Genomic DNA, 19,292 nt, shown 5'->3' with positions numbered 1-19,292 from the left:
GAAAATGAACATTCATATCATTATTACCATTGTGTTTTTGCTGACTTTTCTAATAGGGAGCATTTGGTATGCCAAAAAGAAGTACCAGATTAATTTAGCTGTTTTGGGCTTGGGGGCTGTAGCCTTCTTTGTCTCTTCACAGATTTTGGAAAAACTGGTGCATATCTTCGTTTTACATCCTCAAAAAGACGGTAGTATTGCCCTCTTGCAAGACCATCCGCTTGTCTATATCATCTATGGTTTAGCCATGGCAGCATTTTTTGAGGAAACTGCTCGTCTTATTTTCTTCAAATGGTTGGAGAAAAAGAGAAGTTTGGAAAAGGCAGATGCCTTGGCTTATGGATTGGGGCATGGTGGCTTGGAGTTGATTTTCCTAGGTCTTACTAGTTTGATTAATCTCTACATCGTTCTCTCAGCAGTTCAAACTCAGAATCCACAGGTCATGCAATTGCTGTCTGAAAATATGTTGAAAACTATTCAGTCGCTATCAGTCTGGCAGATTTATTTGCTTGGTTTTGAGAGAATCTTGGCGCTAGGTTTCCAATTACTCTTGACTGTTTGGGTTTACCAAGCTGTTCGCCAGAAAAAATGGATTTATCTCCTAGCGGCCTATGGACTACATGCCTTCTTTGACCTGACACCATCTCTTGCCCAAGTTGGCTGGTTGACCAATCCAGTCTTGGTTGAAATTGTCCTAGCACTTGAACTTGTTCTGGTTGCCTATGGAACTAAGGCAATCTTTTGCAAAAAATCATAAGAAAAAGGGGGGAACCTCTTTTTCTTATGCAAAAACCAAACGAGATTTTTTTTAGGGTCGTCAAATGGTCTTAAAAATGGTATAATGGAATGAATTTTGTAAAAGGAAGAGTGTCATGTCAGTAAAAGAAAAAATGCTTGAAATCTTAGAAGGGATTGATATCCGTTTCAAGGAACCCTTGCATAGCTATAGTTATACAAAAGTAGGTGGAGAGGCCGATTATTTGGTCTTTCCACGAAATCGTTTTGAGTTGGCTCGCGTTGTCAAATTTGCCAATCAAGAAAATATCCCTTGGATGGTTCTTGGGAATGCCAGCAACATCATCGTTCGTGATGGTGGGATTCGTGGATTTGTTATCTTGTGTGACAAGCTTAATAATGTTTCCGTTGATGGCTATACCATTGAAGCTGAAGCTGGTGCTAACTTGATTGAAACAACTCGCATTGCCCTTCGTCACAGTTTGACTGGCTTTGAGTTTGCTTGCGGCATTCCTGGAAGCGTTGGCGGTGCTGTCTTTATGAATGCGGGTGCCTATGGTGGCGAGATTGCCCATATCTTGCAGTCTTGTAAGGTTTTGACCAAGGACGGAGAAATCGAGACCCTGTCTGCCAAAGATTTGGCTTTTGGTTACCGCCAATCAGCCATTCAAGAATCTGGTGCAGTTGTCTTGTCAGCTAAATTTGCCCTTGCTCCAGGAAGTCATCAGGTTATCAAGCAAGAAATGGATCGTTTGACGCATCTACGTGAACTCAAGCAACCTTTAGAATATCCATCTTGTGGTTCGGTCTTTAAGCGTCCAGTAGGGCATTTTGCAGGTCAATTAATTTCAGAAGCTGGCTTGAAAGGTTATCGTATCGGTGGTGTTGAAGTCTCAGAAAAACACGCAGGTTTTATGATTAATGTTGCTGACGGAACGGCTAAAGACTACGAGGACTTGATTGAGTCTGTGATTGAAAAAGTCAAGGAACACTCAGGTGTCACCCTTGAGAGGGAAGTCCGTATTTTAGGTGAAAGCAAGTAGGAAGTTTTAGTTAAAAAGCTGCTGCTATGTCATGGAAAGGGGGTGAAAGCCTATCGTCAGTGCAGAAGAATGTAGGCAGTTCAATCTCCTACACGAGGTAGTAGCGGCCTGACAGAGCCCTGATCTGTTAATCTATGAAAAAGAAGGAATAAATGACAATTGAAAAAACCAATTATTGAATTCAAAAACGTCTCTAAAGTTTTTGAAGACAGCAACACCAAGGTTCTCAAAGATATCAACTTTGAGTTGGAAGAAGGGAAGTTCTATACTCTTCTAGGCGCGTCTGGTTCAGGGAAATCAACTATCCTTAACATCATTGCAGGTTTACTGGATGCGACGACAGGAGATATTTTGCTGGATGGTGTCCGTATCAATGACATCCCAACCAACAAGCGTGACGTCCATACGGTTTTCCAATCCTATGCCTTGTTTCCACATATGAATGTGTTTGAAAATGTTGCTTTTCCGCTCCGCTTGCGCAAGATTGACAAGAAAGAAATCGAGCAACGTGTTACTGAAGTTCTCAAGATGGTTCAGTTGGAAGGTTACGAAAAACGTTCCATTCGTAAACTCTCTGGAGGACAACGTCAGCGTGTGGCTATTGCCCGTGCCATCATCAACCAACCCCGTGTGGTCTTGCTAGACGAGCCTTTATCAGCGCTGGACTTGAAATTGAGAACAGACATGCAGTATGAACTGCGTGAACTGCAACAACGATTGGGCATTACCTTTGTCTTTGTCACTCACGATCAGGAAGAAGCACTTGCCATGAGTGACTGGATTTTCGTTATGAATGATGGCGAGATTGTCCAGTCTGGAACACCAGTAGATATCTACGATGAGCCGATTAACCACTTTGTTGCCACCTTTATCGGTGAGTCAAATATCTTGCCAGGTACCATGATTGAGGACTACTTGGTTGAGTTTAACGGCAAACGCTTTGAAGCGGTCGATGGGGGGATGAAGCCAAATGAGCCAGTCGAAGTCGTGATTCGTCCAGAAGACTTGCGCATTACCCTTCCTGAAGAAGGCAAGCTCCAAGTTAAGGTCGATACCCAGCTCTTCCGTGGGGTTCACTATGAAATTATCGCCTATGACGAACTTGGAAATGAATGGATGATCCACTCGACTCGTAAGGCCATCGTGGGTGAGGAAATCGGTCTGGACTTTGAACCAGAAGACATCCACATCATGCGCCTCAATGAAACAGAAGAAGAGTTCGATGCTCGTATCGAAGAATACGTGGAAATCGAAGAGCAAGAAGCAGGTCTGATCAATGCAATCGAGGAGGAAAGAGATGAAGAAAACAAGCTCTAAACTCTTTGTAGTGCCCTACATGCTCTGGATTGCCCTCTTTGTGTTGGCACCCTTGGTCTTGATTTTCGGACAATCCTTTTTCAATATCGAAGGCCAATTCAGTTTAGAAAACTATAAATCTTACTTTGCGTCACAAAACTTGACCTATCTAAAAATGAGTTTCAACTCTGTACTCTATGCAGGAATTGTGACCTTTGTAACCCTCCTTATCAGCTATCCAACAGCCCTATTTTTGACCCGTCTCAAGCACCGTCAACTCTGGCTCATGCTGATTATTTTACCAACTTGGATCAATTTGCTCCTCAAGGCCTATGCCTTTATCGGGATTTTTGGTCAAAATGGCTCTATTAACCAATTCTTGGAATTTATCGGAATCGGTTCACAGCAGTTGCTCTTTACCGATTTCTCCTTTATCTTTGTAGCAAGCTACATCGAGCTTCCCTTTATGATATTGCCGATTTTCAATGTCTTGGACGATATGGATAACAACCTCATCAATGCCAGCTATGACCTCGGTGCGACCAAGTGGGAGACTTTCCGCCATGTCATCTTCCCTCTATCGATGAATGGGGTGAGAAGTGGGGTCCAGTCGGTCTTTATCCCCAGCTTGAGTCTCTTCATGCTGACCCGTTTGATTGGTGGGAACCGCGTTATCACCTTGGGGACAGCCATTGAGCAGAACTTCCTGACCAATGACAACTACGGTATGGGTTCTACCATCGGTGTGATTCTCATCCTGACCATGTTCATCACCATGTGGGTGACCAAGGAAAGGAGAGAACGATGAAAAGATTTGCCAACCTTTATCTGGGACTGGTTTTTCTTGTCCTCTACCTGCCGATTTTTTACTTGATTGGCTATGCTTTTAATGCAGGTAACGACATGAATAGTTTTACAGGCTTTAGCCTGAGCCATTTTAAAACCATGTTTGGCGATGGTCGTCTCATGTTGATTGTGACTCAGACCTTTTTCTTGGCCTTCCTGTCAGCCTTGATTGCGACCATTATCGGGACTTTTGGTGCCATTTATATTTACCAATCTCGTAAGAAATACCAAGAAGCCTTTCTTTCACTCAATAATATCCTTATGGTTGCGCCTGACGTTATGATTGGTGCCAGCTTCTTGATTCTCTTTACCCAACTCAAGTTTTCACTTGGCTTTTTGACCGTTCTATCTAGTCACGTGGCCTTCTCGATTCCTATCGTGGTCTTGATGGTCTTGCCTCGACTCAAGGAAATGAACGGTGACATGATTCATGCGGCCTATGACCTTGGTGCCAGTCAATTTCAGATGTTCAAGGAAATCATGCTTCCTTACCTGACACCGTCTATCATTGCAGGTTACTTCATGGCCTTCACCTATTCGCTAGATGACTTTGCCGTGACCTTCTTCGTAACGGGAAATGGCTTTTCAACCCTGTCAGTCGAGATTTATTCTCGTGCTCGTAAGGGGATTTCGCTAGAAATCAATGCCCTGTCTGCCCTTGTATTTCTCTTTAGTATTATCCTAGTTGTTGGATATTACTTTATCTCACGTGAGAAGGAGGAGCAAGCATGAAAAAACTCTATTCATTTTTAGCAGGAATTGTAGCGATTATCCTCGTCTTGTGGGGAATTGCAACCCATCTAGATAGTAAAATCAATAGTCGAGATAGTCAAAAATTGGTTATCTACAACTGGGGAGACTATATCGATCCAGAACTCTTGGAGCAATTCACAGAAGAAACAGGAATCCAAGTCCAGTATGAGACTTTTGACTCCAACGAAGCCATGTATACCAAGATCAAGCAGGGTGGAACGACCTACGATATTGCAATTCCTAGTGAATACATGATTAACAAGATGAAGGACGAAGACCTCTTGGTTCCGCTTGACTATTCAAAACTTGAAGGTCTTGAAAATATCGGACCAGAGTTTCTCAACCAGTCCTTTGACCCAGGCAATAAATTCTCTATCCCTTACTTCTGGGGGACTTTGGGAATTGTCTACAATGAAACTATGGTAGATCAAGCGCCTGAGCATTGGGATGACCTCTGGAAGCCAGAGTATAAGAACTCTATCATGCTCTTTGATGGGGCGCGTGAGGTGCTGGGACTCGGACTCAATTCCCTCGGCTACAGCCTCAACTCCAAGGAACCCCAGCAGTTGGAAGAGACAGTGGACAAGCTCTACAAGTTGACTCCAAATATCAAGGCTATTGTGGCGGATGAGATGAAGGGCTACATGATTCAGAACAACGCTGCTATCGGTGTGACCTTCTCTGGTGAAGCCAGCCAAATGCTAGAAAAAAATGAAAATCTACGCTATGTGGTACCAACTGAGGCCAGCAACCTTTGGTTTGACAATATGGTTATACCAAAAACAGTCAAAAACCAAGATGCAGCCTATGCCTTTATCAACTTTATGTTGAAACCCGAAAATGCTCTCAAAAATGCGGAGTATGTTGGCTATTCAACACCAAACCTACCAGCCAAGGAAATGCTCCCAGAGGAGAAAAAAGAAGACAAGGCCTTCTATCCAGATGCTGAAACCATGAAACACCTAGAAGTTTATGAAAAATTTGACCATAAATGGACAGGAAAATATAGCGACCTCTTCCTACAGTTTAAAATGTATCGGAAGTAGGAATAGAATGTAAGAAGACGAATCAGTTAGAGCTGGTTCGTTTTTTAAAAAATAGAAGGCAATTTTTTAACTGTATATTTTTCTATTCTGGTTGCTTATTTTTTAGCCTAGTAGTATACTAATCTTAACCTTACAGAAAGCGGTAACAAAAAATGAAGATATCTACTTTTTCAAAAAAAGTTATTGGCCAACCTTTTTGATTGTTGACGAAACAATTATACTATTCCATTTAAAGGATGGCTTGGATCGACAATACCTAACAACTGATTCCATACATTTGGTGATAGGGTTCTTTATATTTGCAAATATTTTCGTAGCTATCTTTAACAATTCAAAACTTTGGAATAAAAGTTGGGATAAAAAGAGTGATAGCAGTAAGAAAAAGTATATTCTGAAAAAGTAATCTGAGATGTAGGGAATTGGTCTGATTCAATGGAGATGATTTCCAGTTGACGCAAGCTTAAAAAAACGTTATAATAAGAAAGTTGAGAATTGATTTTCTGTTGTCTTAGTCCAGAGAAATGGCGGTGCTGCGAGCCATCTAAGCTAGGAAGTCATGCTACTCAATTTAACAATTGCATAAGAATAAGAGAATGACAAGTTCATTGAATGAAGGTGGTACCGCGGTTTTTCGCCCTTCGTGATATGAGCTTGTCTTTTGATTTTTTGGAGGTGTTGATGAAAACATTTCTTGTCAAACAAAAGTTTCGTCTTGGAGGCGAACGCTTCGCTATCAAGGATGACAGAGGAGAAATCGCCTATCAGGTAGAGGGATCATTTTTTAAGATTCCTAAAACCTTTACCATCTATGATGCGGCTGGTGAACAAGTCAGTGAGATTAGTAAAGAAATCTTGACCTTGCTTCCTCGTTTTGAAATTCAACTTCAGGATGGCTCGAGTTTTGTCATTCGCAAGAAGTTGACCTTCTGGCGAGATAAGTATGAGTTTGATAATCTGGGTCTTCGTATCGAGGGCAATATCTGGGATTTGGATTTCAAATTGCTGGATGATCGCGATCAGTTGATTGCGGAAATTAAGAAGGAACTCTTCCATCTGACCTCTACCTATACCGTAACGGTGCTTGAGGACGCTTATGCAGACCTAGTCATTTCCCTCTGTGTCGCGATTGACTATGTGGAAATGCTGGAAAGCCAATCACATTAAACAAGTAAATAAGGAGACAATATGAAACAACTATCTAGTGCACAAGTACGCCAAATGTGGCTTGATTTCTGGGCGACCAAAGGTCACTCTGTAGAACCATCAGTGAGCTTGGTTCCTGTAAATGATCCAACTCTTTTGTGGATCAACTCTGGGGTAGCAACCCTTAAGAAATACTTTGACGGGACCATTATCCCTGAAAATCCACGTATTACCAATGCCCAAAAGGCTATCCGTACCAACGATATTGAAAACGTAGGGAAGACTGCGCGTCACCATACCATGTTTGAAATGTTGGGGAACTTCTCTATCGGAGATTACTTCCGTGACGAAGCGATCACTTGGGCTTATGAGCTTTTGACAAGCCCAGAATGGTTTGACTTCCCTGCTGAAAAACTTTACATGACCTACTATCCAGACGATAAAGATTCATATAACCGCTGGATTGAAGTGGGAGTGGATCCAAGTCACTTGATTCCAATCGAGGACAACTTCTGGGAAATCGGTGCAGGACCTTCTGGACCAGATACAGAAATCTTCTTTGACCGTGGTGAAGCCTTTGACCCAGAAAATATCGGTCTTCGTCTCCTTGCAGAAGATATCGAAAACGACCGTTATATCGAAATCTGGAACATCGTTTTGTCACAATTTAATGCAGACCCTGCTGTTCCTCGTAGCGAATACAAGGAATTGCCACACAAAAACATTGATACGGGCGCTGGTTTGGAGCGTTTGGTGGCCGTTATCCAAGGGGCTAAGACCAACTTCGAAACGGACCTCTTCATGCCAATCATTCGTGAAGTGGAGAAATTGTCTGGTAAGGTCTATGACCAAGATGGCGACAACATGAGCTTTAAAGTTATCGCTGACCACATCCGTTCACTTTCATTTGCCATTGGGGATGGTGCCCTTCCAGGAAATGAAGGTCGTGGTTATGTCCTTCGTCGTCTTCTCCGTCGTGCTTCTATGCATGGTCAAAAATTGGGAATCAACGAGCCTTTCCTTTACAAACTCGTTCCAACTGTTGGTAAAATCATGGAAAGCTACTACCCAGAAGTGCTTGAAAAACGTGACTTTATCGAAAAAATCGTTAAGAGCGAAGAAGAATCATTTGCTCGTACCCTTCACTCAGGTCAACACTTTGCCCAAGGCATTGTAGCTGACTTGAAAGAAAAAGGTCAATCTGTCATTGCTGGTCAAGATGTATTCAAACTTTATGACACTTATGGATTCCCAGTTGAATTGACTGAAGAAATCGCTGAAGAAGCTGGGATGACTGTAGACCGTGAAGGATTTGAAGCAGCCATGAAAGAACAGCAAGAACGCGCGCGTGCCTCAGCTGTCAAGGGTGGCTCAATGGGTATGCAAAATGAAACCCTTCAAAACATCACTGTAGAAAGTGTCTTCAACTACAATGCTAGCCAATTATCTTCTAAATTGGTGGCTATTGTGGCTGACAATGCAGAAGTAGAAGCTGTGTCAGAAGGAATTGCCTCTCTTATCTTTGCAGAAACACCATTCTACGCTGAAATGGGCGGACAGGTAGCTGACCATGGACAAATCTTGGATGAGGCTGGTTCAGTTGTGGCGACTGTGACAAATGTTCAAAAAGCACCAAACGGACAAGCTCTTCACATTGTTGACGTCCTTGCACCGCTTGCTTTGAACCAAGAATACAAATTGGCAATCGATACTAATCGTCGTCACCGTGTTATGAAAAACCACACTGCGACTCACTTGCTTCACGCTGCCCTTCATAATATCCTTGGAAACCACGCAACACAAGCAGGATCTCTTAACGAAGTTGAATTCCTTCGCTTTGACTTTACTCATTTCCAAGCAGTAACTGCAGAAGAATTGCGTGCGATTGAACAGCAAGTCAACGAAAAAATCTGGGAAGCTCTTGAAGTGAAGACAGTTGAAACGGATATTGACACTGCTAAAGAAATGGGAGCTATGGCCCTCTTTGGTGAGAAATACGGCAAGGAAGTTCGTGTCGTGACTATCGGTGACTACTCTATCGAGCTTTGTGGTGGTACCCACGTTGGTAACACTTCTGAGATTGGTCTCTTCAAGATTGTCAAAGAAGAAGGGATCGGTTCAGGAACTCGCCGTATCTTGGCAGTGACTGGTAAGGAAGCCTTTGAAGCCTACCGTGAGCAAGAGGATGCTCTTAAAGCTGTCGCAGCAACCTTGAAAGCACCTCAAGTCAAGGAAGTACCTCACAAGGTGGAAGGACTCCAAGAACAACTTCGTCAACTTCAAAAAGAAAATGCTGAGTTGAAAGAAAAAGCCGCAGCAGCTGCCGCAGGTGATATCTTCAAGGATGTTAAGGAAGTCAACGGTCACCGTTACATTGCTAGTCAAGTGTCTGTATCAGATGCAGGTGCCCTTCGTACCTTTGCAGATAACTGGAAACAAAAAGACTACTCTGATGTGCTTGTCCTAGTTGCAGCTATTGGTGACAAGGTCAATGTCCTTGTCGCAAGCAAGACAAAAGACCTTCATGCAGGAAACCTTGTCAAAGAATTGGCACCAATCGTCGATGGACGTGGTGGTGGTAAACCAGACATGGCCATGGCAGGAGGAAGCAACCAAGCTAAGATCCAAGAATTGTTGGATGCAGTAGCAGGTAAATTGTAATCAAGTAATACTCTTCGAAAATCTCTTCAAACAACGTCAGCTTCGCCTTGGATTTTATATGTGACTGACTTCGTCAGTCTTATCTGCAACCTCAAAGCAGTGCTTTGAGCAACCTGCGGCTAGCTTCCTAGTTTGCTCTTTGATTTTCATTGAGTATAAAGATCTATCCATTTGGGTAGGTCTTTTTTGACTACAAAAAAGCCAAATCTGTTTGGACCTGGCTTTATAATCATTGGAAATTAGATTGTATTGGCTGCCCAGACACTTACCGAAGCAGCTGAGACTGGGAATTGTCCATAACCTTCCTCATCAATTGTAACTTGACCTTGGTGGTTTTCAAGTAAATCTACAAAGGTTTGGTTAGCCCATTCTTGGCCGACAAACATTGACTTGCTGTTTTCTTGGTCATTTGAGATAAGGACTGCGATTGGGGATTGATTTTCAGCACCTGAGCGTACCCAACCGATACAGTTAGCATCATCAAAGTAGTCATTTTGTTCTCCATAGCCCAAATCTTTTCGGATGACTAGGAGGCGGTCAAGGACTTCTTTGAAATCTTGTTGAGCATACTGCCCTGAAATCCCATAGTAGTCTCCGTAAAAGACACATGGAAGGCCGTCTTGGCGTAATAGAATGAGAGTATAGGCTGCTGGTTTGAACCATTCTTCAACAGTAGACTCAAGAGCCTGACCACGTTGGGTATCGTGGTTGTCGACAAAGGTTACAGCCTTGTCAGGTTTGAGTTCAACCAAGCTATCTGTGAAAATACCACGAAGGTCATAGTTTGCGCCAGCTTGACTGGCTTCAAAGAGATTCTGGTGGAGACGAACATCAACAAGGTCGAAGCGTTCTTCCGTTTTTTCAAGATAGTCCAGATTGGCTTCCTTGTCAGGATTCCAGAATTCACCAAAAACATAGAAATCCTCACCGTATTTTTCCTTCATATCACGGATAAAATTGCTCATGAAGAAAGAGTCAATGTGTTTAACGGCATCCAAGCGGAAACCAGCTACACCAGTCGTTTCCATGAACCAGTTAGCCCAGTCATAGATATTTTGGATGACTTCAGGATGTTTAAAGTCTAGGTCGGCATACATGAGGTAGTCGTAGTTACCATTTTCGTTATCGACCAATTCCTCATTTGCCCAACCCTTATTGTCCCCTTGGATGAGATAAATGCCAGACTTGCGACGTTTGGCATCATAGTCTGTACCGGTGAAGTGGTACCAGTGCCAGTGGAAGTCATTGTAGGTATCTTGACGACCATCGAAGGTAAAGCTAGTCCAGCCATTGATGGTGAATGGTTCTCCAAGTTCAACTGTACGGTCTACAGGATCCACTTCAATAACCTGAAAGGCTTCCATGTGATCAGCAGCAGCCTTGTGATTGAGCACCACATCGGCCATAGGTTGAATTCCCTGTGCTTTTAGAGCTTGAATGGCTTGAAGATAGTCTTCTTTAAAACCATACTTGGTGCGGACAGTACCTTTTTGATTAAACTCTCCTAGGTCGAATAAGTCATAGACCCCATAGCCGACATCTTTTTCATTGGTAGCCTTGAAAGCTGGTGGCATCCAGACATGGCTGATACCGAGATCAGCTAGGTGTGGAGCATCTTCAGCCAGACGTGTCCAGTGCTGGCCGTCGTGGGGCAGATACCATTCAAAGTATTGTATGAGTGTTTGATTTTGCATGATGTTTCCTCTTACTTGTCAATCTTGTTCTTTATTCTATCATAAAGTATCGGTTAGCTCAAACGTTTGCGTAAAACTGAATAATAAGTTTTTGGCTATTTTATATAAAATGTTGATTTTTAAAATGAAAGCGCTATAATTATAGTAAATTACATAGATAAAGAGAGGAGATTTCTCATGATTGAATTTCAAAATGTTAGTAAGTTGTATGGTGATAAAGAGGCCTTGAGCAATCTCAATCTGCAGATTGAAAATGGAGAGATTATGGGCTTGATTGGCCATAATGGGGCTGGAAAATCGACCACTATAAAATCATTAGTCAGTATCATTTCACCCAGCAGTGGTCGTATTTTGGTAGACGGTCAGGAGTTATCGGAAAATCGCTTGGCAATCAAACGAAAGATTGGCTACGTAGCAGACTCGCCTGACTTATTTTTACGCTTAACGGCCAATGAATTTTGGGAATTGATTGCTTCATCCTATGATCTGACTAGCTCTGACTTGGAGACTAGTCTAGCTAGGCTATTGAACGTTTTTGATTTTGCTGAAAATCGTTATCAGGTTATTGAAACTCTTTCTCACGGAATGCGTCAGAAAGTCTTTGTCATCGGAGCACTCTTATCCGATCCCGATATTTGGGTTTTGGACGAACCCTTGACTGGTTTGGATCCCCAGGCTGCCTTTGATTTGAAGCAAATGATGAAGGAACACGCACAAAAAGGCAAGACAGTCTTGTTTTCAACCCATGTCCTAGAGGTAGCCGAGCAGGTCTGTGATCGGATTGCCATTTTGAAAAAGGGGCATTTGATTTATTGTGGTAGCGTAGAGGACTTGAGAAAAGACAACCCAGACCAGTCTTTGGAAAGTATCTACCTTAGCCTTGCTGGTAGAAAAGAGGAGGTTTCAGATGCGTCTCAAGGTCATTAAAAAGTTAGTTGATATCAATATCCTCTATTCATCTCAAGAAGCTAATCTGGCTAACCTACGAAAGAAGCAAGCTAAAAATCCTGGAAAAAAAGTAAATGTTTCCGCTAGAGTCCTAAGTTCTTACATTTTTTCCAGTCTCTTGATGCTTTTCATGTTTATAAATATAGCCTTTCGTTTTCCTTTTGAGGAAATACCAAGTTTTTTTAGTACCATGGTTGCTATTTTACTGGTGCTGGCCTTTTCAACTTCTTTCACTGCATTTTACAATGTCTTTTATGAGAGTAAGGATTTGGTATCGTATAGACCCTATGCCTTTAAAGAATCAGAGATTATAATTGCAAAAGGACTGTCTGTCCTCTTGCCAGCTCTGCCTGGAATTGTACCAATCCTAGCTTATTTTCTAGTCCTCTATATTAGGCTAGCTCCTTCTCTATGGCTGGGTTTGCCTTTGATGCTGCTGTCCTTGGCCTTATTATTTGTCTCTGTTACTTTAGTGATGGTAGTGGCAGTACATTTCTTGGCTCAGACTACGGTTTTCAGAAAGTATCAGTCTATTTTTTCGAATGTGATGATTGGGATAGGGGTTCTCATACCTTTAATATTTGTCCTCTTTCTACAGTCGACTTTTGGAAGTATTGTTGACAAAGTTAGAGACATTCCATTTCTCCTTTATCCTCTTCATATCTTTTACAAAATAGCAGTGGGGCCTTTTTCGATAGAAGCCATCCTAGGTCTGCTCGCTTGGATAATTCTAACTCTTTTCTTGCTTTACCTGACCAAAAAGAAGGTTTTGCCTCGTTTTTATGATGTGATTCTGCTTAACAGTGAGGAGAAGGTCAAGAAAGAACGTCGCAATAAGGAGAGAATTTCAACTACTAATAAAAAGGGCTTTTTCCGTATGGTTTTACGCTACCACCTCACCCTCTTGGGACAGGGAACTGGTGTGGTTACAGTGCTTTTTACAAGTGCTTTCCTTCCTTATCTCATGATGATTGGTCTGATTTCCAACATCCGAGATTCTCAGATAGTTCCAGACATTCATCCTCCATACTGGTTACCCTTGTTTTTTATAGCTCTCTTTATAGCAGTTGTCAATAACAATATTACCAGCCTGCATTCAATTGCCTTGTCCTTGGAGAGGGAAAATGTTGAGTTTCTTAAGAGTTTACCCTTTGACTTTGCTCGTTATGTGAAAGTGAAATTTTGGATTATATTTGCTGTCCAGTCTTTTTTACCAGTTCTGATTTTACTTGGCCTTTCTCTATATTTAGGCTTGCCTATCCTTTCGATGATTTACCTTCTTGTAGTCTGGACCCTTGCCAGTGTCATCCTTTCTTACCACAATTACTTTAAGGACGTGAAAAATCTGTCAACCAATTGGAGTAGCATTACGGACTTGGTGAACCGTTCAAATCGTATAGTAGCAATTGTTTTGATTTTGGTTTATAGTGCAATCTTAATGGCCCTTGTAATAGGGAGCTTATTCTTGGTTCAGTCTCTCGCCCCTGTCCTTGCCATCAGCTTGGGAGTAGGAGTTCTTATCCTCTTGCTAGCTCTTGCTATTTTTGGCTATCATTACTACCTGTCACGTATATTGACAGAAATAGAAAAAAGATGAGCTAGTTGGTCGTTTGCTTGATAAATTCAATTCGACAAACGCTTTTATAGTTTGTTAGAATGTAGTTGTAAATGATTAAGATTGGTAATTAAAAATATAGGGAGGAATGTTTTGAATAAGAAATGTAATATAGTTCTATTATTGTTGTTTATAGTTTATTTATTTGGATATTTTTCAATTTCAAAAACGTTAATTCCTATAATGTGTGTGATCCAAGTGTTTTTGATAGAACATATATTTAGAGTTCGAAATAGAATTATGCAGATAGGTGAAATTTTAATTATTGTTGCTTCTATAATATTATTTATTGATAGTATATTGAGTTTGTAACAAAAGGCTTTTCTATAAAATCAAATTTTCCAGATATCTACTGAAGCTGATTTATCTTCTCTCTATGACTTCTCAACTTTATTCTATTATCTTTGTCACTAAATTTGACAGACACATATTACTGATACAGCCTATCTATCTACAATATCATAGTAAATTTGAGGCTAGTTTCTTCATTGATTTTCGTTGAATTTTATTTTATAAAAAGAAATGCTCCTCCAAGACGGAAGAGCATTTTTTATTGTGATTTTGATTCGGTTTCTGCCGACTCTGGATGGAGTTCTTGGTAACTTGGTGCCTTGAAAAGGTCAGTACTGGTCTTACCTTGTCGTTGGTTAAAGAGACTGGTTGATTGACTACCTTTTTCCTGCTCAATCTTTTGAAGAATTGGTAAAGAATTGAGGTAAGAAATACTTTCTGTATCAACTTTTCCAAGATGATCTGCTTGGTAGAAACGTATCAAATCGCCAGTTTGAATCTGGTCGCTGATTTTCAGCTGTTGGCTGGCTGCCTGCCGAACAATGTCTAGTTCAGTCTGAGCTTGTTCATCAAGATTGCTGATTTCAAGACCGCTCTCAGTATAGTAGGTTCGTCCGTCATAACTGGTGTATTTTGGTGTAACGAAGGAATTGGCAGTCCGAAAGGCAACGATTTCTTGATGATCTGGAGACAGAAGATCTTGTCCAACTTGAAGGAAGGAATTGGACTCAATACCAAGGAGGTGTTCGAGAGTCGGTAAGATATCGATTTGTCCACCGTAGGTATTGATGATTTGTCCTTTTTCATAGCCAGGCATGACCACCATAAAAGGCACTCGTTGCAACATGGCATTGTCGTAATTCGACCAGTTCTCAGAAGTCTTGCCAATCAAGGGAGCCAGGTCAGGATTGCGGGAGTTAGAAATTCCATAATGGTCTCCGTAGATGACGATGATGGATTTTTCATAGAGGCCACTTTCTTTGAGATAGTCAAAGAAGGCCTTGATAGCACTATCCAGATAGTTAGCCGTTTGGAAGTAGCCATTGATGGTTTCATCTTTGGTTTTAGCCAGTGGGAAACCAAGCTCATCGCCTGTCAGATTGCTAGCATAGGGATAGTGATTGGACACCGTGATATACTTAGCATAAAAAGGCTGCTGCAAGTGCTCTAGATATTGGATAGAATCTTTCATCATGATTTTATCATTTAAACCATATTGGAAAGAATTGCTACTGTCTTGCTTGGTAAAATAGGAAGCATCAAAGAAGTATTGGTAGCCCCATTGTTTGTAGGTTGTATTTCGGTTCCAGAAGGTCCCAATATTACCATGAAAGACTGCACTTGATTGGTAGCCATTTTTTGATAGGATAAAAGGCGCAGCCTGCTGGGTATTGGTACCTCCATAGTTGACCATGAAGGAACCTTGGTCAAGTCCAAACAAACCAGTCTCCAGCATGGTTTCCGCATCTGAGGTCTTACCAGCCTTGACTTGGTTAAAGATATTCGAAAAGGCTAGGGTTGATTGCGAATGGTAGAGTGAATTAAGGAAGGGAGTGACTTCATGATCAGTTCCATCTATGTTGAGTTTATAGTCCAGTAGGAACTGCTGGAAACTCTCCAAGTGGAGATAAATCACATTTTTCCCTTTGGCCAAGCCAAAATAGTCTGGATTGGGCTTAGCAGAATGTTCTTGGACATAATCTGTAATGGGTTGCAGGTCGGTCTCAGAGGCCTTGGCGCGTTCCTTGTTGGCGCTATAGGATTGGTTGGCACTATAGCCTAAAAAGGCTGGCAAACTGAGGGCGCGGACAATATAATAATTAGAAAATCCTCGCGATAGGAGATCGGGACGTTCAATCTCTGCCAAGAAAAGGTTAGCTGAAAAGAGCAGGGCTGAGAGAGCAGTGATAGCAACACTGGAGCGGAATTTGAAAGGTCTCCTGTCCAGCTGGATGAGCTTTTTATAGAGAAGATAAGCCAGCAGTGGGAAATCCATAAAATAGATGAAATCCCAAAGGCGTAGTAACTCTAGTTCCGCAGTACCAACAGATACCTTGCTGACCACTTTCATGGTATTGGCCGTGATAAAGTCACTAAATTCTCGATAGTAAAAAATATTAGAATAGAGCCAAATGAATAAAAGGCTGTAAATAGCTATACTAAGACTGTAAAAGGCCTTGGTTGAGCGAGCATAGAGGGCTAGAGCCAGCAGGAGGAGTCCCAAAGGAAGGGGGTTAAAAAAGGCGATAAAGGCAAGGTAATTTCCCTGCAATTTACCCAATTGAATATCTAAATTGAAGTCAACGGTATAGGCTAATAAGGTTTTGAGCCAATAGAGGATTAAAAGGGTTAGGACAAAACCCAGTCTGGTACCCATGGCTTTTTGGATTTTGTTAAAATTGATTCTCACACAATTACTTCCTAAGTTTTTATTAGTATTAGTATACCATTTTTTAAAACTAGAGTAAAAAAGCAAGGGTAGTTTCTTTTTTGAGAATTGTCACAAAATTTGCTATAATAGTGACTATGAATAGAATAAGAGTCAGCAAAAGGGTTGAAAAGAAGCTCGCTAAAGGGCTAGTTTTACTAGAAGCTAGCGACCTTGAGAATGTCAATCTTAAGGATCAGGAAGTAGAAGTTCATAGTCAAGATGGAAACTTTCTAGGGACTGCCTACATTTCTCAGCAAAACAAGGGCTTGGGCTGGTTTGTGAGCACAGACAAGGTGACCTTTAATCAAGCTTTCTTTGAAACGCTGTTTAGACAAGCTAAAGAAAAGAGAAGTGCCTACTATCAAGATGAATTGACAACTGCCTTTCGTCTCTTCAACCAAGAGGGAGATGGCTTTGGCGGTCTGACAGTGGACCTTTATGGCGACTATGCCGTCTTTTCTTGGTATAACTCTTATGTTTATCAGATTCGTCAGACCATCTCAGAAGCTTTTAGACAGGTTTTTCCTGAGATTTTAGGAGCATATGAGAAGATCCGTTTTAAGGGTTTGGACTATGAATCTGCCCATGTTTATGGTCAAGAAGCACCTGACTTTTTCACTGTTTTGGAAAATGGTGTTCTGTATCAAGTCTTTATGAACGATGGCTTGATGACAGGGATTTTCCTAGACCAGCATGAAGTTCGCGGTAGTTTAGTGGATGGATTGGCTATGGGTAAATCCTTGCTCAATATGTTTTCCTACACAGCAGCCTTTTCAGTGGCTGCGGCCATGGGAGGAGCAAGCCAGACTACTTCGGTTGACCTAGCTAAACGTTCACGAGAATTGTCTCAAGCGCATTTTCAGGCTAATGGAATCAGCACAGACGACCATCGTTTTATAGTTATGGATGTTTTTGAGTATTTCAAGTATGCCAAGCGAAAAGGCTTGACCTATGATGTGATTGTCCTAGATCCGCCTAGCTTTGCTCGGAACAAAAAACAAACTTTCTCTGTGGCCAAGGATTATCATAAGTTGATTTCCCAGAGTCTTGAGATTTTAAATCCGGGCGGTATTATTATTGCCAGCACCAATGCTGCCAATGTATCCCGCCAGAAATTTACAGAACAAATTGATAAAGGCTTTGCAGGAAGAAGTTACCAGATTTTAAATAAATACGGTCTTCCAGCAGATTTTGCCTATAATAAAAAAGATGAAAGTAGTAATTACCTCAAGGTGATTAGTATGAAGGTTAGTAAATGAAATTAATCGTTTCAGTAATGCCAAGAAGTTTAGAGGAAGCTCAGGCCCTGGATGCCACGAGATATCTGGATGCCGACATCATTGAATGGCGTGCCGACTATCTGCCTAAGGAAGCGATTTTGCAGGTGGCTCCAGCTATTTTTGAAAAATTCGCAGGCCGTGAGTTGGTTTTCACGTTGCGAACTCGCTCTGAAGGGGGACAAATCGACCTTTCTCCAGAAGAATATATCCATCTAATCAAGGAAGTGGCGCAACTCTATCAACCAGACTATATTGATTTTGAGTATTACAGCTACAAGGATGTTTTTGAGGAAATGCTGGACTTCCCAAATCTGGTTTTGAGTTACCACAATTTCCAAGAAACACCTGAAAATATGATGGAAATCTTGTCAGAGTTGACGAGCTTAAATCCAAAACTTGTTAAGGTTGCGGTTATGGCTCACACGGAGCAGGATGTGCTAGACTTGATGAACTATACACGAGGCTTTAAAATCCTCAATCCTGAGCAGGAATATGTGACGATTTCTATGGGCAAGGTGGGCAAGGTCTCTCGTATCACTGCGGATGTGACGGGTTCTAGCTGGTCTTTTGCTAGTCTAGATGAGGCAAGTGCCCCAGGTCAGATTTCCTTAGCTAACATGAAAAAAATTCGGGAGATTTTGGATGAAGCTTGATGGCTATACACGTTTAGCTGCCGTTGTTGCCAATCCTATTAAGCATTCTATTTCCCCCTTTATCCACAATAGTGCCTTTGAGGCGACAGCTACCAATGGTGCTTACGTGGCTTGGGAGATTGAAGCGGGTGACTTGGCAGAAACAGTGGCCAATATTCGTCGCTACCAGATGTTTGGCATTAACCTGTCCATGCCCTATAAGGAGCAGGTGATTCCTTATTTGGATGGGCTGAGCGATGAAGGGCGCTTGATTGGTGCGGTTAATACGGTTGTCAATGAGAATGGCAATTTAATTGGATATAATACAGATGGCAAGGGATTTTTTAAGAGCTTGCCTTCTTTTACAATTTCAGGTAAGAAGATGACCCTGCTGGGTGCAGGTGGTGCTGCCAAGTCCATTATAGCGCAAGCTATTTTGGACGGCGTCAGTCAGATTTCGGTCTTTGTTCGTTCAGTTTCTATGAAAAAAACAAGACCTTACCTGAACAAGTTACAGGAGCAGACAGGCTTTAAAGTGGACTTGTATGCTTTAGAAGATGTTTCTGAACTGCAAGCAAGGATTGCTGAGTCGGATTTACTTGTCAATGCGACCAGTGTGGGCATGGATGGTCAATCATCTCCAGTTCCTGAAAACATTGTCCTATCAGAAACTCTTTTAGTAGCAGATATCATTTACCAACCCTTTGAAACACCATTTTTGAAATGGGCTAGAAGTCAGGGGAATCCAGTTGTCAATGGTCTGGGAATGTTGCTCTATCAAGCTGCAGAAGCTTTTCAACTGTGGACAGGAAAGGAAATGCCAACAGAAGAAATTTGGCAGTCCTTAACAGAAAAATACCAATAAAGAAAGGGAGATT

16 protein-coding genes are annotated in these 19,292 nt (G+C 41.7%); 14 read left to right on the top strand and 2 right to left on the bottom strand.

The features are described from left to right. Positions 1-4: 4 nt before the first annotated feature. The 9 genes from D8848_RS01190 to alaS all read left to right on the top strand — a co-directional run bounded on the left by D8848_RS01190 (position 5) and on the right by alaS (position 9,523). The gene (locus D8848_RS01190) at positions 5-757 is read left to right on the top strand and encodes a YhfC family intramembrane metalloprotease (RefSeq protein ID WP_060628582.1); all 753 of its coding nucleotides are present in this window, start codon (positions 5-7) and stop codon (positions 755-757) included. 115 nt (positions 758-872) lie between these two features. Beyond that, positions 873-1,778, top strand: coding sequence for a UDP-N-acetylmuramate dehydrogenase (gene murB / locus D8848_RS01185; RefSeq protein WP_125442885.1), 906 nt, complete (start codon positions 873-875; stop codon positions 1,776-1,778). Between the two features lie 159 nt (positions 1,779-1,937). After that, positions 1,938-3,095, top strand: coding sequence for an ABC transporter ATP-binding protein (locus D8848_RS01180; protein ID WP_020903185.1), 1,158 nt, complete (start codon positions 1,938-1,940; stop codon positions 3,093-3,095). Continuing rightward, the gene (locus D8848_RS01175) at positions 3,076-3,882 is read left to right on the top strand and encodes an ABC transporter permease (protein WP_000753801.1); all 807 of its coding nucleotides are present in this window, start codon (positions 3,076-3,078) and stop codon (positions 3,880-3,882) included. Before D8848_RS01180 ends, D8848_RS01175 begins: the two co-directional genes overlap by 20 nt. Continuing rightward, positions 3,879-4,652, top strand: coding sequence for an ABC transporter permease (locus D8848_RS01170; protein WP_125442884.1), 774 nt, complete (start codon positions 3,879-3,881; stop codon positions 4,650-4,652). Before D8848_RS01175 ends, D8848_RS01170 begins: the two co-directional genes overlap by 4 nt. Then, positions 4,649-5,719 (top strand): ABC transporter substrate-binding protein, encoded by a 1,071-nt coding sequence (locus D8848_RS01165; RefSeq protein ID WP_125442883.1) that lies wholly within the window; start codon positions 4,649-4,651, stop codon positions 5,717-5,719. The genes D8848_RS01170 and D8848_RS01165 overlap by 4 nt, the downstream gene beginning before the upstream one ends. 160 nt (positions 5,720-5,879) lie before the next feature. Then, positions 5,880-6,122, top strand: coding sequence for a hypothetical protein (locus D8848_RS10835; protein WP_125443005.1), 243 nt, complete (start codon positions 5,880-5,882; stop codon positions 6,120-6,122). Between the two features lie 275 nt (positions 6,123-6,397). Further along, the gene (locus D8848_RS01155) at positions 6,398-6,883 is read left to right on the top strand and encodes an LURP-one-related/scramblase family protein (protein WP_125442882.1); all 486 of its coding nucleotides are present in this window, start codon (positions 6,398-6,400) and stop codon (positions 6,881-6,883) included. 21 nt (positions 6,884-6,904) lie between these two features. Continuing rightward, complete coding sequence (gene alaS, locus D8848_RS01150; protein ID WP_125442881.1) at positions 6,905-9,523, top strand: alanine--tRNA ligase; 2,619 nt, start codon at positions 6,905-6,907, stop codon at positions 9,521-9,523. A 239-nt stretch (positions 9,524-9,762) separates the two neighbouring features. Here the strand turns inward: alaS and D8848_RS01145 are convergent, their stop codons facing one another. Then, positions 9,763-11,217 (bottom strand): alpha-amylase, encoded by a 1,455-nt coding sequence (locus tag D8848_RS01145; RefSeq protein WP_125442880.1) that lies wholly within the window; start codon positions 11,215-11,217, stop codon positions 9,763-9,765. Positions 11,218-11,394: 177 nt separating this feature from the next. Here D8848_RS01145 and D8848_RS01140 point away from each other — a divergent pair, with 177 nt between their 5' ends. Beyond that, positions 11,395-12,144, top strand: coding sequence for an ABC transporter ATP-binding protein (locus D8848_RS01140; RefSeq protein WP_125442879.1), 750 nt, complete (start codon positions 11,395-11,397; stop codon positions 12,142-12,144). Beyond that, the gene (locus D8848_RS01135) at positions 12,125-13,762 is read left to right on the top strand and encodes a hypothetical protein (protein ID WP_125442878.1); all 1,638 of its coding nucleotides are present in this window, start codon (positions 12,125-12,127) and stop codon (positions 13,760-13,762) included. The genes D8848_RS01140 and D8848_RS01135 overlap by 20 nt, the downstream gene beginning before the upstream one ends. Positions 13,763-14,330: 568 nt before the next feature. Here the strand turns inward: D8848_RS01135 and D8848_RS01125 are convergent. Then, positions 14,331-16,448 (bottom strand): LTA synthase family protein, encoded by a 2,118-nt coding sequence (locus D8848_RS01125; RefSeq protein WP_185756841.1) that lies wholly within the window; start codon positions 16,446-16,448, stop codon positions 14,331-14,333. Positions 16,449-16,597: 149 nt separating this feature from the next. Here D8848_RS01125 and D8848_RS01120 point away from each other — a divergent pair, with 149 nt between their 5' ends. The 3 genes from D8848_RS01120 to D8848_RS01110 are packed head-to-tail and all read left to right on the top strand — an operon-like array spanning position 16,598 to position 19,279. Then, positions 16,598-17,761 (top strand): class I SAM-dependent rRNA methyltransferase, encoded by a 1,164-nt coding sequence (locus tag D8848_RS01120; RefSeq protein WP_185756830.1) that lies wholly within the window; start codon positions 16,598-16,600, stop codon positions 17,759-17,761. Continuing rightward, positions 17,758-18,435, top strand: a complete 678-nt coding sequence (gene aroD / locus D8848_RS01115; RefSeq protein WP_125442876.1) for a type I 3-dehydroquinate dehydratase — start codon at positions 17,758-17,760, stop codon at positions 18,433-18,435. The genes D8848_RS01120 and aroD overlap by 4 nt, the downstream gene beginning before the upstream one ends. Next, complete coding sequence (locus D8848_RS01110) at positions 18,425-19,279, top strand: shikimate dehydrogenase (RefSeq protein ID WP_125442875.1); 855 nt, start codon at positions 18,425-18,427, stop codon at positions 19,277-19,279. The genes aroD and D8848_RS01110 overlap by 11 nt, the downstream gene beginning before the upstream one ends. Positions 19,280-19,292: the final 13 nt, after the last annotated feature.

Origin of the sequence: Streptococcus mitis (assembly GCF_003942775.1) — a bacterium.
Classification (GTDB): Bacteria; Bacillota; Bacilli; order Lactobacillales; family Streptococcaceae; genus Streptococcus; species Streptococcus mitis_CN.
Note: the sequence above shows the minus strand (reverse complement) of the source record. Positions and strands in the feature narration are given on the sequence as shown.